Raw genomic sequence first — 14783 nt, 5'->3', positions numbered from 1 at the left:
GCGACCCCCGGCGTGACAGGCCGGTATTCTAACCGACTGAACTACCGCTGCGCGTAACACTGTGAGCGAATGGTGGGTGATGACGGGATCGAACCGCCGACCCTCTGCTTGTAAGGCAGATGCTCTCCCAGCTGAGCTAATCACCCTTTCACTCTCGGTGTGGCGCGCATTCTACGGAGCGACCTTGAGTCTGGCAAGCACTTTTTAAAATAATTTTCTTATGCGTGACAAAGGCTTAGCGCAGGGTTGGCCTATCAGCTCATGAAGCGAATAATGCCGTCTTTGTATAAAGGAGTGATTCACCCCATGTGGTTCAAAAACCTGCTTATCTATCGCCTGACCCAAGATCTGCCTTTTGATGCGCAGGTGCTGGAAACTGCACTGGCCACCAAACTGGCCCGCGCCTGTTCAAGTCAGGAATTAGCCACCTACGGTTTCGTCGCCCCTTTCGGCAAAGGCGAAGACGCGCCCCTGGTGCATGTCAGCCAGGACTTCCTGCTGATCGCCGCCCGTAAAGAAGAACGCATCCTGCCCGGCAGCGTTGTGCGCGATGCCTTAAAGGAAAAGGTCGAAGAGATCGAAGCCGAGCAAATGCGCAAGGTCTATAAGAAGGAGCGCGACCAGCTCAAGGATGAAATCATCCAGGCCTTCTTGCCGCGCGCCTTTATTCGTCGCTCGGCGACCTTCGCCGCCATTGCGCCTAAACAGGGTTTGATTCTGGTTAACGCCTCCAGCCCAAAGCGCGCCGAAGACTTGCTGTCCACGCTGCGCGAAGTCGTTGGTTCGCTGCCTGTTCGCCCGTTGGCCGTCAAAGTCGCGCCAAGTGCCACCATGACGGAATGGGTCAAAACCCAAAAAGCGGCTGATAACTTCTTCGTACTCGACGAATGCGAGCTGCGTGACACCCATGAAGACGGCGGCATCATCCGTTGCAAGCGTCAGGACCTGACCAGCGACGAAATCCAGTTGCACCTGAGCACCGGCAAAGTCGTCACTCAACTGTCACTGGCCTGGCAGGACAAGCTGTCGTTCGTGCTGGACGACAAACTGGTGGTCAAGCGCCTGAAGTTCGAAGACCTGCTGCAAGACGAGGCCGAGCAGAACGGCGGTGATGACGATCTGGGCCAACAAGATGCCAGCTTCACCCTGATGATGCTGACCTTCGGCGAATTCTTGCCACAGTTGTTCGAAGCGCTGGGTGGCGAAGAAGTGCCTCAAGGTATCGAATAACCCTTAGCCCCCGCGCCTATAAAGAAGGCAAGGCTGGCCTGCGATGCAATGTCGCCCGCCAGCAGCCTTCTTTAATAGAAGGCGTACATGAAAAATCAGAGTTGCCTGTCAGAACAATCATGGGCAATATACTGCGCACTGCGAGGACGACCTCGCGACTCATCGAGTGACTTTCTGGGGACGACCCCATCAATTGATGGAGGCAACCATGTCCTGGATTATTCTGTTTTTCGCCGGTCTATTTGAAGTTGGCTGGGCCGTAGGCCTGAAATACACCGACGGCTTCAGCCGCCCTCTCCCCACTGCACTGACGATTGCCGCGATGGCGGTCAGCTTGGGCCTGTTGGGTTTGGCCATGAAAGAGCTGCCGTTGGGCACCGCTTACGCCATCTGGACCGGTGTAGGTGCGGTGGGCACGGTGATCGCCGGCATCATTTTGTTTGGCGAATCGATGGCGCTGTTCCGGCTGGCCAGCGTTGCGCTGATCATTGCCGGGTTGATCGGTTTGAAAGTGAGCGCATAAGCGCTCACTCATCCGTGTAGTCGCTGCCGCAGGCTGCGAATGGGTATTCACACCCCCTTCGCAGCCTGCGTCAGTCACTACAGGTTCTGACCTCGCAACTGCATCACCCGCTCACGCAATAATTTTTGCGTGGCCTCAGACGGCGCTACCGGCTCACCGGCCACCAAAGTCACCCGCGACCACAACCTGCGTAAAAAACCTTTGTTCGGGTCGCGACTGAAGAAACTGCCCCACAACCCCTGCAAGGCCATTGGAATCACCGGCACCGGTGTTTGCTCCAGTATTCGCGTAACCCCTGCCTTGAATTCATTGATCTGGCCATCCGTGGTGAGCTTGCCTTCCGGGAAGATGCACACCAATTCGCCGTCCTTCAAATACTCCGCAATTTTTTTGAAAGCGCGCTCATAAATCGCTTCATCCTCACCGCGCCCGGCAATCGGAATCGTACCGGCCGTGCGGAAGATAAAGTTGAGCACCGGCAAATTGTAGATTTTGTAATACATCACAAAGCGAATGGGTCGACGCACCGCGCCGCCTATCAACAACGCATCCACAAACGATACGTGATTGCATACCAGCAACGCCGCCCCCTCATCCGGGATTGCATCGAGGTTTTTGTGCTGCACGCGGTACATGGAGTGGCTCAGGAGCCAGATCATGAAGCGCATGCTGAACTCGGGCACGATTTTGAAGATGTACGTGTTAACCGCGATGTTCAACAGCGACACCACCAGAAACAACTCCGGAATGGTCAGCTTGGCCACGCTCAACAGCAAAATCGTAACGATGGCCGAGACCACCATAAACAGCGCATTCAAAATATTGTTGGCCGCGATCACCCGCGCCCTCTCGTTTTCAGCGGTGCGCGACTGAATCAGCGCATAGAGCGGCACGATGTAGAACCCGCCAAACACGCCCAGCCCCAGAATATCGAACAGCACCCACCACGCCTGGCTGAAACCCAATACGTCCAGCCAGTCGCTGGCCTGAATGTTGTGCGGCATGTGCCCGGAGTGCCACCACAGCAACAGGCCGAACACGGTCAGGCCGAACGAGCCAAAGGGCACCAGACCGATCTCGACTTTACGACCCGACAGCTTCTCGCACAGCATCGAGCCTAATGCGATCCCCACCGAGAACACCGTAAGAATCAGCGTAACCACGGTTTCATCGCCGTACAGCCACTCTTTGGCGTAAGCCGGAATTTGCGTCAGGTAAATGGCCCCGACAAACCAGAACCACGAATTGCCCACCACAGAGCGCGACACCGCTGGCGTCTGATTCAGGCCCATTTTCAACGTGGCCCAGGACTCGCTGAAAATGTTCCAGTTCAGGCGCAAATCGGGTGTATCAGCAGGCGCCCCCGGAATGGCGCGACTGGCCAGATAGCCCAGGACGGCCACCGACACAATCACCACCGACACCACCATTGCGTAATGGCTGGAAGACAACATGATCCCGGCACCAATGGTGCCAGCCAAAATGGACAAGAACGTGCCCATCTCGACCAAACCATTGCCACCCACCAGCTCATCGTCGTGCAGGGTTTGAGGCAGGATTGAATACTTGACCGGGCCGAACAGCGCCGAATGAGTGCCCATTGCGAACAGCGCAATAAGCATCAGGGCCAAGTGATCGAATGCAAAGCCAATGGCGCCGACCAACATGATCGCGATTTCGCCGAGTTTGATCAGGCGGATCAGACGGTCTTTGGCGTATTTTTCGCCAAATTGCCCCGCCAGGGCCGAGAACAAAAAGAACGGCACGATGAACAACAACGCGCACAGGTTGACCCAGATCCCTCGGTCACCCTCGATCGCGAGCTTATAAAGGATGGCCAGGATCAGCGATTGTTTGAACAGGTTGTCATTAAGAGCGCCCAGCGATTGGGTCACGAAGAACGGCAGGAAGCGTCGCTTCCTTAGCAAACTGAACTGCGAGGGGTGACTCATCTTCCATGTACTCACGTTGCGCCAGAGGCTTTCTCATTGGAGTGCTGTTTTAACACTCAAGGCACAACGTTACTCAGGTTCTGTACGCATCACACCAGACTCGGCGCTTTCATACAGAACCCGAGGCAACGTCTTACTTCTTCAAGCCTGCAATGCAGGGCGACACAAACAACTCACCACGATACGCCCCGATCACAGTGCGTTTACCCACGATCAGCCACATCAGCACCAGCAATGCCACCAGCACACAGCCCGCGACATCAAAGAAGGTGAGGTGCAGCACCTTGCCCAGACGCAGGGTCGCCAGCGCGTACACGCCCAGCGGGAACGTGAACCCCCACCAGCCCAGGTTGAAGGGAATGCCCGCGCGGTAGTAACGATGGGTGATCAGCACGGCCATGACGATCCACCATAAGCCGAAGCCCCACAGTGCAATGCCTGCGATCAAGCCCAGGCCTTCGGCCACCTCGCCTGTGCCGGCAAAACCATTGGCCGCGAAAATGGCGGGAGCATCCGCACCCAGCAACAGCAAACCCAGCGCCCCGGTACCTATCGGGCCCAAGGCCAGCCAGCTCGATGCCGCCATGCTTTCGTGGGGCAACTTATGCAGCGCCATGCGCAGCATCAAAATGGTCAGGATGCTGAAAGCCACCGGCACCGAAAACGCCCACAGCACATAGCTGGTAATCAGCACATGGAACTGCGCCACCGTATCGCTCAAGTGCGGCGCCAGCTGCCCGCCACTGGCGGCCGCCACTTCAGCCGCCACTACGGGTAACAGCCAGACCGCAGTCATTTGGTCGATGCTGTGCTCCTGACGGGTGAACATCATGTAGGGGATCATCACCCCGAATGCCAGCGACATGGCCACATCGAGCCACCACAACACTTCAGCGACCTGCACCATGCCACTGCCCCACCGGGCGACACCAAATAGCAGAAAGCCATTAATGATGGTCGCCAGCCCCATAGGGATCGTGCCGAAAAACATCGACACGGTGGAGTGACCGAAAATGCGCCGTGCTTCATCGAAGTACAACACCCAACGGGCGCCGTAGAGCACGCTGAATAAAATGAACAAGCCTATATTGAACAGCCACAGCCCTTCGGCGACGGCGTACATGCCCGGGATCTGCACGGGCAATGAAGCCAGCGCCAACGCCAACACACCAGTGCCCATGGTCGCGGCAAACCAGTTCGGGGTGAACTGACGAATGACTTCGCGCGGGTGCTGCAATGTGCTCAAGGGCCGAAAAGTGGCTTTGGGGGTGTTAGGGCATGTCATGGCTTCCTCCTGTTCCTCGTATGAGGTCATGCAAGAGTAGAACTGAATCGAATATCTATATAACGGGTAATATCTCTAACTGTTATCGAGTTAACAGATAAGGACAATCCGAAAGGCTTTCAAGCCCTGCGGCGCTTGGCCGCGCTGCGACCATCGTCGACACTGACGCCGCCCAAACATCATGCGAGACTAGCCTGCCGCAGACGGATAGCTGCGGCTTTTACCTCCAGGAGTCACCATGTCGTTGTCCAGCGGGCTGATCGCCGCCGTTGCCCTGGCCTATATGGCCATCATGTTCGCCATTGCCTTTTATGGTGACCGGCGCAGCAAACCGCTGCCGCCGCGGGTTCGCGCGTGGGTCTATAGCCTATCGCTGGCGGTGTACTGCACCAGCTGGACGTTCTTTGGCGCCGTCGGTCAGGCCGCCGAACAACTCTGGTCCTTTTTGCCCATCTACCTGGGACCGGTGCTGCTGCTGGTGTGTGCGCCGTGGGTGTTGCAAAAAATGGTGATGATCAGCAAGCAGGAGAACATCACCTCCATTGCTGACTTTATTGCCGCGCGCTACGGCAAGTCCCAGTCGCTGGCGATTGTGGTGGCGCTGATTTGCCTGGTGGGCGTGCTGCCCTACATCGCCCTGCAACTCAAAGGCATCGTGCTCGGCGTTAACCTGCTGATCGGCGCAGGGGCTGACGCGACCGGTACGCGCGCGCAAGACACCGCGCTGATTGTGTCGCTGGTACTGGCGCTGTTTACCATCGTCTTTGGCACCCGCAACCTCGACTCGACCGAGCACCACCGGGGCATGGTGCTGGCCATTGCCTTTGAGTCACTGGTCAAATTGTTCGCGTTTCTGGCGGTGGGGGCGTTTGTCACCTTCGGCCTGTACGACGGTTTTGACGACCTGTTCAATCAGGCCATGCTCGCCCCGCGCCTTGAGGAATACTGGAAAGAGACCGTCAACTGGCCGTCGATGGTGGTGCAAACCGGCGTGGCCATGATGGCGATCATCTGTTTACCGCGTCAGTTCCATGTGACGGTGGTCGAAAACATTGAGCCGCAAGACTTGCGCTTGGCCAAATGGGTGTTTCCGGCGTACTTGATACTGGCAGCCTTGTTTGTGGTGCCCATCGCCCTGGCCGGCCAAATGCTGCTGCCCAGCTCCGTGCTGCCCGACTCGTTTGTGATCAGCTTGCCGCTGGCGCAAGCGCACCCGGCTCTGGCCGTGCTGGCGTTTATCGGCGGCGCATCGGCCGCCACCGGCATGGTGATTGTGGCCAGCGTGGCGCTGTCGACCATGGTGTCCAACGACATGCTGCTGCCGTGGTTGTTGCGCCACAAAAACGCCGAGCGCCCGTTTGAGGTCTTCCGCCATTGGATGCTGTCGGTGCGGCGCGTCTCGATCGTGGTCATTTTGCTGCTGGCGTATGTCAGTTATCGCCTGCTCGGCTCAACCGCCAGCCTTGCGACCATCGGGCAAATTTCCTTCGCGGCTGTTACCCAACTCGCGCCCGCGATGATCGGCGCCCTGTATTGGAAGCAGGCCAACCGCCGCGGCGTGTTCGCGGGCTTGGCCACCGGGACCTTTATCTGGTTTTACACGCTGGTGCTGCCATTGATTGCACACAGCCTTGGCTGGCACTTGAGCCACTTCCCAGGCCTGGCCTGGCTGCACGGCAACCCGCTGGGCCTGCCAATCACACCACTGACCCAAGGCGTGGTGCTGTCGCTGGCGGGCAACTTCACCGTGTTTGCCTGGGTGTCGGTGCTGTCGCGCACACGGGTGTCCGAGCACTGGCAGGCGGGACGTTTCATCGGTCAGGAAATCAGCAGCCATCCGAGCGGGCGCTCGATGCTTTCGGTGCAAATCAACGATTTGCTAACCCTCGCCGCACGCTTTGTCGGTGAAGAGCGCGCACGCCAGAGCTTTATTCGCTTCGCTTACCGTCAAGGCAAAGGCTTTAACCCCAACCAAAACGCTGATGGCGAATGGATCGCACACACCGAGCGACTGCTGGCGGGCGTGCTGGGTGCGTCCTCCACTCGCGCCGTGGTCAAAGCGGCCATTGAAGGTCGCGAAATGCAGCTCGAAGACGTGGTGCGCATCGCGGACGAAGCCTCAGAAGTGTTGCAGTTCAACCGCGCCCTGCTGCAAGGCGCCATTGAGAACATCACCCAGGGCATCAGCGTGGTCGACCAATCCCTGCGCCTGGTCGCCTGGAACCGCCGCTATCTGGAGCTATTCAACTATCCAGAGGGCCTGATCAGCGTGGGTCGGCCGATTGCCGACATCATCCGCCACAATGCCGAGCGCGGGCTGTGCGGCCCCGGCGAGGCGGAAGTGCATGTGGCCCGCCGCCTGCACTGGATGCGTCAGGGCCGCGCGCACACCTCTGAACGCCTGTTCCCCAATGGCCGCGTGATTGAACTGATCGGCAACCCGATGCCGGGCGGCGGATTCGTCATGAGTTTCACCGACATTACCGCCTTCCGCGAAGCCGAACAGGCATTGACTGAAGCCAACGAAGGGCTTGAGCAACGGGTCGACGAACGTACCCGTGAGCTATCGGAGCTGAACCAGGCGTTAACTGAAGCCAAAGGGATTGCCGAAACAGCCAACCAGTCGAAAACCCGTTTTCTGGCCGCCGTCAGCCACGACCTGATGCAGCCGATGAATGCGGCACGCCTGTTTTCAGCCGCCCTCTCCCACCAAGAAGAAGGCTTGAGCCCGGAAGCGCAAAAACTGGTCCAGCATCTCGACAGCTCCCTGCGTTCGGCCGAAGACCTGATCAGCGATTTGCTGGACATTTCACGCCTGGAAAACGGCAAGTTCACGCCCGACATCAAGCCGTTTGCCCTGAACGACCTGTTTGACACCCTGGGCAATGAGTTCAAAGCGCACGCGCAGGAACAAGGGCTGAGCTTCCGCGTGCGTGGCAGTCGTTTGCGGGTCAGCAGTGACATCAAATTACTGCGACGCATTTTGCAAAACTTCCTGACCAATGCCTTGCGCTACGCCAAGGGGCCGGTGCTGCTGGGCGTACGCCGACGTGGCAGTGAACTGTGCCTTGAAGTGTGGGATCGCGGGCCGGGCATCCCGCACGACAAATTGCAGGTCATTTTCGAAGAGTTCAAACGCCTGGACAGCCATCAGACGCGCGCCGAAAAAGGCCTGGGGCTGGGGCTGGCGATTGCCGACGGTTTGTGCCGCGTGCTGGGCCATCGCCTGCAAGTGCGCTCCTGGCCCGGCAAAGGCAGCGTATTCAGTGTCAGCGTACCGTTGGCACAGAGCCAGACTGCGCCGCAGCCGGTGGTGGCCGAACAAAACGGCCAACCGGTCACAGGCGCACAAGTGCTGTGCATCGACAACGAAGACAGCATCCTTATCGGCATGCAAAGTTTGCTGACGCGCTGGGGCTGTCGCGTGTGGACGGCACGCAATCGCGAAGAATGCGCCGCCCTGCTCAATGAGGGCGTACGGCCGCAGTTAGTGCTGGTTGACTACCACCTGGATGACGGAGAAGTCGGCACCGAACTGATGCGCTGGTTACGCGCCGAACTGGGCGAGCCCGTGCCGGGCGTGGTGATCAGTGCTGACGGTCGCCCGGAAATGATTGCGCAAGTGCACGCCGCGGGTCTTGAGTACCTGGCTAAACCGGTCAAACCTGCCGTGCTGCGGGCACTGGTGAGTCGGCACGTGCCGCTTTAAGACAGCGTTCATTAAAGCCTCTAGCCGCTGACGAGTCACACGCGGCTGCGGGCGGGCGCCGAGCGCTCGCAACCCCTTGAACACGGCGCCTCAGAAACAACCACTCACTGCGCAACCGGACGTCGGCTACGGCGTTATCTCTCACTATTCTGCCGGGTGCGCCACACCATCGACATCGGTCATGGCGCGCTCCAGCAGGTCGGCCGGCAAACTTTTACTGGCCCGCGCGCCCAACAATTTGAGCTGTTCGCTGCGACTCACCAGGTTGCCACGCCCATCGGTCAACTTGTTGCGCGCGGCGGCATAGGCCTTGTCCAGTTGCTGCAAGCGGTTGCCGACCTCATCCAGATCCTGAATAAACAGCACGAACTTGTCGTACAACCAACCCGCCCGCTCTGCAATCTCGCGCGCATTCTGGCTTTGTCGCTCCTGCTTCCACAGGCTGTCGATCACCCGCAGTGTCGCCAGCAACGTGGTCGGGCTGACGATCACGATATTGCGATCAAACGCCTCTTGAAACAGGTTCGGCTCAGCCTGCAAAGCGGCGGAAAAAGCCGCTTCTATCGGGACGAACAACAACACAAAGTCCAGGCTGTGCAGCCCTTCGAGGCGCTTATAGTCTTTACCGGCCAGCCCTTTGACGTGGTTACGCAGTGAGAGCACATGCTGCTTGAGCGCTGACTGCCCAATCACTTCATCATCGGCGCCTACAAACTGCTGGTACGCCGTGAGGCTGACCTTGGAATCGACCACCACCTGCTTGTTACCCGGCAGCATGATCAGCACGTCCGGCTGAAAGCGTTCGCCATCCGGGCCCTTGAGGCTGACTTGCGTCTGGTATTCGCGGCCCTTCTCCAGCCCCGCGTGCTCCAGCACGCGCTCCAGAATCAGCTCACCCCAGTTGCCCTGGGTTTTCTGGCCTTTGAGTGCCCGGGTAAGGTTGGTGGCTTCGTCGCTCAATCGCAGGTTCAGTTGCTGGAGGCGCTCCAGTTCCTTGCCCAGCGAGAAGCGTTCGCGCGCTTCTTGCTGATAACTCTCTTCAACGCGCTTTTCAAACGACTGAATGCGCTCTTTGAGCGGGTCAAGCAGTTGCCCCAGGCGCTCGTTACTGGTCTCGGCAAAGCGCTGCTCGCGCTCATCGAAAATCTTGCTGGCCAGCTCCGCGAACTGCGCGCGCAACTCATCACGCGAACCTTGCAGATCACTGAGACGCTGTTGATGACTTTCTTGCTGCTCACGCAACTCGGCCGCCTGCGCAGCCACTTGGGCATCAAGCCTGCGCAGTTCGACTTCCTTTTGCGCCCGCTCAAGGTTCCAGGCATGGGCGGCATCGCGTGCGTTGTCACGCTCAAGCTGCAACAGCTCAACTTCACGGCGCAGTGCAGCCAGCTCGGCCTGTTTGGCGGCATTGGCCTGGCCCAGATCACTGATCTCGTCTCGACTGGCGTCCAGTTGCGCGTTGAGGCCCTCTTGGGCCAGTTGCGCCATGCTCAGCCGCTCATCCAACAGCGCGCGTTCAGCGTTTAACGCGCTGGCTCGACGTTGCAACTGCCAGATAAACGCCAACAACGGCACACCTGCCACTGCCAAGCCCAGCAAAAGGCTGTTCAGGTCCAGGGCCATAACCCCTCCACACGAGGTAAAAGAGCAAGGTTAACCAAGCTGGCGAGTCGAAGACAGCTCAGTCTTCGATCTTGTTGAGTTCTTGCTGAGCGCTCTGGTCACCCGCCCGCGCGGCATGCCGCAGTAGCGCCTGCCCAATGCGCTGATCGCGCGCACTGCCGCAATCGCGGCACATCAATTGCCCCAGACGGCTTTGCGCCAGCACCACGCCTTGCCGTGCAGGTTGTTTGAGCAGATGACCGGCCACATGCTTGACGCTGGGGTTGGCACCCAGCCGCGGGTTATCCAATAGCCAGATAGCCACGCGCAGAGAAAACCGTTTTGGCGCTTCAACTGGAGAACCAGCCGGAGTAACAGAGGAAGAGTTTGAACGAAACTTCATAGAACACTGTGGGGCAGAACAGAAGGCGCGCCACTCTACTCCTTTTTTCGTTTGGGTAAAGTCGAAAAAAGTCTACACCCGCGATCTAGAGCAAGCGCTTGGGACAATCCACAGATCCTGTGGATAAGTCAGTGGACAACCCTCTTTTAACTCCCGCAAACCCCCACCCTGCGGGGCCTAAGGTCAAACTGACGATTTTTTCACCAATTAAAAAAAACGATGTTTTTCATTGACTTAAATTTGCATAACAGGCTAAGCGAAGGCTTGCTCAGGGTTGTGTGGCGAACTGACGCAGCGCACTGCAAATGTGCACAAGTTCACATTCAGAAGCAGGACGTGGCCTTGAAAGCACTAAATTCTGTAGGACTGCAGCGCCAGAGAGCACAGCCTTCTCATCAGGACTCAAAGACCTCAGCGGTGATCAACAACACTGGATTATTGGCAATAACTGACTAGCCGCACGCCACGCTGATCCACAGCCCTGGCTGGAGAGGCTGCGTACGCAAAACGTGTAGGCACTGACGAGCCGTGCAAGGCGTTGATTGGACGTCGGTTTCGAGTGACTACAAAAAGTATTTTTACTAGCACACTTGCGTTTAAATTTTCAAGCCGTTAGTATCCGCAGCGTTAGTACCAAGCTGAAAGTCAATTCGGGTTGAACAAATCCCCTCCTGGCCACCTTCCCTAAAGAGAAGTCGAGCCAAGGCACATGGGATCGACCCCCTCGATGGTTTCCAGGTAAATCTTGCGACGATACAGCCTTTGAACAAACACAAAGGGTATCGCGAAGCGCTTTTACTCTGACCGAACCAACCTGCAAATTGATCAGGATCTTCACCCCGAGCACGGAACCTTAGCTCTTGTTGTGATTGCCTGCCCTCCTAAGTACCTACCTGCCAGCCCAAGCGCTACAACTTAAATGCGCTCCAACTGGCGGCTTTGTTCCAGTCAGGTTCTTCGTCCCGCCAAAGATGGCCCGACGTCACTGGAACGTTTTAACGTTGCGCGGATCATATCCGTGTCATTTGTAGGAACACCTAATAACTATGTCTACTCAAATCCATACTCAGGATGCCATTCGCACCCTAACCAACGCCTTCGCTCCTATGAACTGCCTGATTATGGCCGCTCGCAAAGGCTGCTTCAGCTTCACTCTGGTCAACGAACACGGCATCGCACGTCACAGCGAACGCCTGTACCCCGATCAATATTCCAGCGCAGAACCCCTGCAAGCTGTGATCGAACGTACTCGTCAGGCACTCATCGCCTGATCACGCAGTAAGCGTCTATACAACAAGCCCTGCCTCAATAGCAGGGCTTTTTGTTGCCTGTTATTTATGAAATATCCAGCATGATTTAATTACTTGCGGATATATAGCCGACACATCGAAGCTGCAAATGTTTTAAAAACAGTCCTTTACAGCAAAGATATGACACTACACTTCAACTCAAGCGGCCTGTGCCGTTTACGGCGAACCCTCCCGACTCATTGCTGCCAAGCCCTTGGGTGTCGCCGACCATTTTCAGGTGCCGAGGACGCTATGGGTATCGCTGCCAAGGAATTGAACCAGTATGTGATTCGGCCAACGCTTCTCTATCTGGGTCTAAACAACCCAAATGCAGAAGCTTTGTTGCTGGGTATTGCTGCCAGTCAGTCACATCTGGGGTCAGCCCTGCACGACCGACGCGGCCACGGTCTTTACTGTATTCGCGAACTTCGCCATGCCGCGTTATGGGATGACTACCTGGCCCACAATCCGGATTTAGCGAGCCAGGTTCGCGGCCTCGCCAGCCAACACGCTTTTTTATGCAGCCCGCATTTAGAACTGACCGTTAATTTGCGCTACGCCACTGCCATTGCCTGGCTGCTGATTGAAGAGCAAAAGGCCATCATCCCGGAACGTGAGGATGTGTTGGGTATGGCCAGAATTTGGCGCCAAGCCTTTGAACCACAAGGACGTTTACGTGACTTCATCGATGCCTGGCGCATCTGCGTAACACCTCTCAACCAAGTCGCTTGAGATTTTCAACCGCTGCATCCAATCAGAAAAAGACCTAAAACCGGTAGGATTGTCCTACAAAAACACGCTATCTCCTTCGATTTGACCTATAGCGCTTAAACAAAAATGTTGGTAGCTTTCCATCCGGTGATCAAAAGGAGTTCTAATAATGAAAAAAGTAATGCTCAAGACCACACTTAGCCTCGCCGTCACTTTGGCTTCCAGCCAGATCTTCGCCAGTGGCTTCGCCCTCAACGAACAAAGCATCAGCGGTATGGGGACCGGTTTTGCAGGTCGTTCATCTTCTGCTGAAGACGCCAGTACAGTATTTGGCAACCCTGCCGGTATGTCGCGCATCAAACGCGAACAGGTCACGGGCGGTGTTGCCGCCATCGACGCAAGCACAGACATTAAGCACGCCAGTGGCGGTGCACCTGGCGGCACCGACAAAGGTGACATGGTCCCTTTTACTGCCGTTCCGATGGGCTTTTACGTGAAGCCAATCGATGAACACTGGGCATTCGGTGTAGGCATGTACGCACCGTTCGGCTTGGTAACCGACTATGAAAAAAGCTTTCGCGGGCGATACGCAGGCAAAGAAAGCAAGGTTCAAGTCCTGACCCTGCAACCCACTGTCAGCTACGCATTCAACGACGTCGTATCGATCGGTTTTGGCCCGACCATCAACCGGATTGACGGCAAGCTAACTTCCGCGACCCCTGGGCGTGCTGGTCCGGGTAGCGAAGGCGAAGTAAAAGTCAAAGGTGACGACACTGCACTGGGCTACAACGTCGGTGTTCTCGTACAAGCCACAGATAGCACTCGCCTTGGTTTGACTTACCACTCAAAAGTTAAATACAGCCTTGATGGCCATACCAAAATTTCCGGTATTGGTTTGGGTCCATTCAACGGCACTAAGTACGATGCAGGTCTGGACATCACCACGCCTGAGTCCGTTGACTTCTCGGTCACTCATGAGCTGAACGACCAGTGGACTGTCTATGCAGGTAGTACCTGGACACGCTGGAGTCGCCTTAAAGACATCACTGTAGAAAACGACGGGGTTCCTCGTCCTCTCGGTGGTAGCGTTGGCCCCATCGGTACGATCAAAGAAGAGCAAAACTGGCACGACACCTGGGCTTCGGCTATTGGTGCGGCGTATAAAATCAACAAGCAATGGACCTTGCGTACCGGCTTGTCGGTTGACCAGTCGCCTACCAACAACACTGATCGTTCGGTTCGCATCCCCACTGGCGACCGTAAGGCAATCAGCTTTGGTGTAGGTTGGAGCCCGACCGACGATCTGACCATCGACGCCGCTTACTCTTACCTCAAAGAAGAGTCCGTGACCGTGAACCAGCCGGCAAAAGGCAACTACAGGGCCACCTACCACAACAGTGCAAACGGCTTTGGTGTAGGCGCAACCTACAAGTTCTAATTCGCAACGAGCCTAAACCACTCGCCTGCAGAAATAAAAAAATCCCCGCCTCGGTCACGAGAGCGGGGATTTTTAATGGCGCCGACTCAAGGTTTTGAAGCAATGGCTTGTTCAATCGCCTCGATCAGTTCCGGGCTGTCCGGTTTGGTCAGGCTGGAAAAGTTGGCAATCACATTGCCCTGACGGTCCACCACGTACTTGTAGAAATTCCACTTCGGCGCGCTGCTTTGCTCAGCCAGCACTTTGAACAAATGCGCCGCATCAGCACCCCGTACTTTTTGTGGCTCAGTCATGGTGAACGTCACGCCGTAATTGACGTAACACACCTTGGCGGTCTCTTCGCCATCTTTGGCTTCTTGCTTGAAGTCATCCGACGGCACGCCGATCACTTCCAAACCTTGGTCCTTGAACCGCTGATTCAGTGCCTCAAGCCCTTTGAACTGGGGGGCAAAGCCACAAAAACTGGCGGTATTGACGATCAACAAGGGCTTGCCCGCGAATCGCTGACACATATCGATTGATTCTTTGGCGCGCAACTTTGGCAATGAGCCTTCAAGCAGCGGGGGGCAATCGGCCGCCCAAACAGAACCTGCGCACGCTAACAGCAGCACGGGCATCCCAATCCAGCGTTTGAGCATCAT

11 protein-coding genes and 1 tRNA gene are annotated in these 14783 nt (G+C 56.8%); 6 read left to right on the top strand and 6 right to left on the bottom strand.

Annotation, left to right across the window (positions count from 1 at the left end):
- Positions 1-70: 70 nt before the first annotated feature.
- A tRNA-Val gene (locus AP059_RS03100) sits at positions 71-146 on the bottom strand.
- A 160-nt stretch (positions 147-306) separates the two neighbouring features.
- Here AP059_RS03100 and rdgC point away from each other — a divergent pair.
- Positions 307-1230, top strand: coding sequence for a recombination-associated protein RdgC (gene rdgC / locus AP059_RS03095; protein ID WP_048362887.1), 924 nt, complete (start codon positions 307-309; stop codon positions 1228-1230).
- A gap of 208 nt (positions 1231-1438) precedes the next feature.
- A complete protein-coding gene (sugE, locus tag AP059_RS03090; RefSeq protein WP_048400936.1) occupies positions 1439-1753 on the top strand; it encodes a quaternary ammonium compound efflux SMR transporter SugE in 315 nt (104 codons plus the stop codon).
- A 77-nt stretch (positions 1754-1830) separates the two neighbouring features.
- On the opposite strand, the gene AP059_RS03085 is transcribed toward sugE, so the two are convergent.
- Together AP059_RS03085 and AP059_RS03080 are read right to left on the bottom strand one after the other, a co-directional pair.
- On the bottom strand, positions 1831-3705 hold the full coding sequence (locus AP059_RS03085; RefSeq protein ID WP_059761833.1) for an MFS transporter: 1875 nt from the start codon (positions 3703-3705) through the stop codon (positions 1831-1833).
- Positions 3706-3838: 133 nt separating this feature from the next.
- Complete coding sequence (locus AP059_RS03080; protein ID WP_059761832.1) at positions 3839-4990, bottom strand: TDT family transporter; 1152 nt, start codon at positions 4988-4990, stop codon at positions 3839-3841.
- 238 nt (positions 4991-5228) lie between these two features.
- Between AP059_RS03080 and AP059_RS03075 the strand changes: the two genes are divergently transcribed.
- Complete coding sequence (locus tag AP059_RS03075; RefSeq protein ID WP_059761831.1) at positions 5229-8699, top strand: hybrid sensor histidine kinase/response regulator; 3471 nt, start codon at positions 5229-5231, stop codon at positions 8697-8699.
- A gap of 144 nt (positions 8700-8843) precedes the next feature.
- On the opposite strand, the gene rmuC is transcribed toward AP059_RS03075, so the two are convergent.
- Positions 8844-10208, bottom strand: a complete 1365-nt coding sequence (rmuC, locus tag AP059_RS03070) for a DNA recombination protein RmuC (RefSeq protein ID WP_165599911.1) — start codon at positions 10206-10208, stop codon at positions 8844-8846.
- 172 nt (positions 10209-10380) lie between these two features.
- Positions 10381-10704, bottom strand: a complete 324-nt coding sequence (locus AP059_RS03065; RefSeq protein WP_059761829.1) for a hypothetical protein — start codon at positions 10702-10704, stop codon at positions 10381-10383.
- A gap of 1046 nt (positions 10705-11750) precedes the next feature.
- On the opposite strand from AP059_RS03065, the gene AP059_RS03060 reads away from it, so the two are divergent.
- The 3 genes from AP059_RS03060 (at position 11751) to AP059_RS03050 (ending at position 14142) form a co-directional block, all read left to right on the top strand.
- Positions 11751-11975 (top strand): hypothetical protein, encoded by a 225-nt coding sequence (locus tag AP059_RS03060; protein WP_019407963.1) that lies wholly within the window; start codon positions 11751-11753, stop codon positions 11973-11975.
- A gap of 270 nt (positions 11976-12245) precedes the next feature.
- Positions 12246-12725 carry a hypothetical protein gene (locus tag AP059_RS03055; RefSeq protein ID WP_059761828.1) on the top strand — a complete coding sequence of 160 codons (480 nt, stop codon included), beginning with the start codon at positions 12246-12248 and terminating at the stop codon, positions 12723-12725.
- A gap of 148 nt (positions 12726-12873) precedes the next feature.
- Positions 12874-14142: an OmpP1/FadL family transporter gene (locus AP059_RS03050; protein ID WP_059761827.1), complete on the top strand. Its 1269-nt coding sequence runs from the start codon at positions 12874-12876 to the stop codon at positions 14140-14142.
- An 86-nt stretch (positions 14143-14228) separates the two neighbouring features.
- Here AP059_RS03050 and AP059_RS03045 read toward each other — a convergent pair whose 3' ends face one another.
- Complete coding sequence (locus tag AP059_RS03045) at positions 14229-14780, bottom strand: glutathione peroxidase (protein WP_059761826.1); 552 nt, start codon at positions 14778-14780, stop codon at positions 14229-14231.
- Positions 14781-14783: the final 3 nt, after the last annotated feature.

Origin of the sequence: Pseudomonas sp. TAA207, from assembly GCF_001529285.1 — a bacterium.
Classification (GTDB): Bacteria; Pseudomonadota; Gammaproteobacteria; order Pseudomonadales; family Pseudomonadaceae; genus Aquipseudomonas; species Aquipseudomonas weihenstephanensis.
The sequence above is the reverse complement of the archived record's forward strand: the minus strand, read 5'-3'. Positions and strand labels throughout refer to the sequence as shown.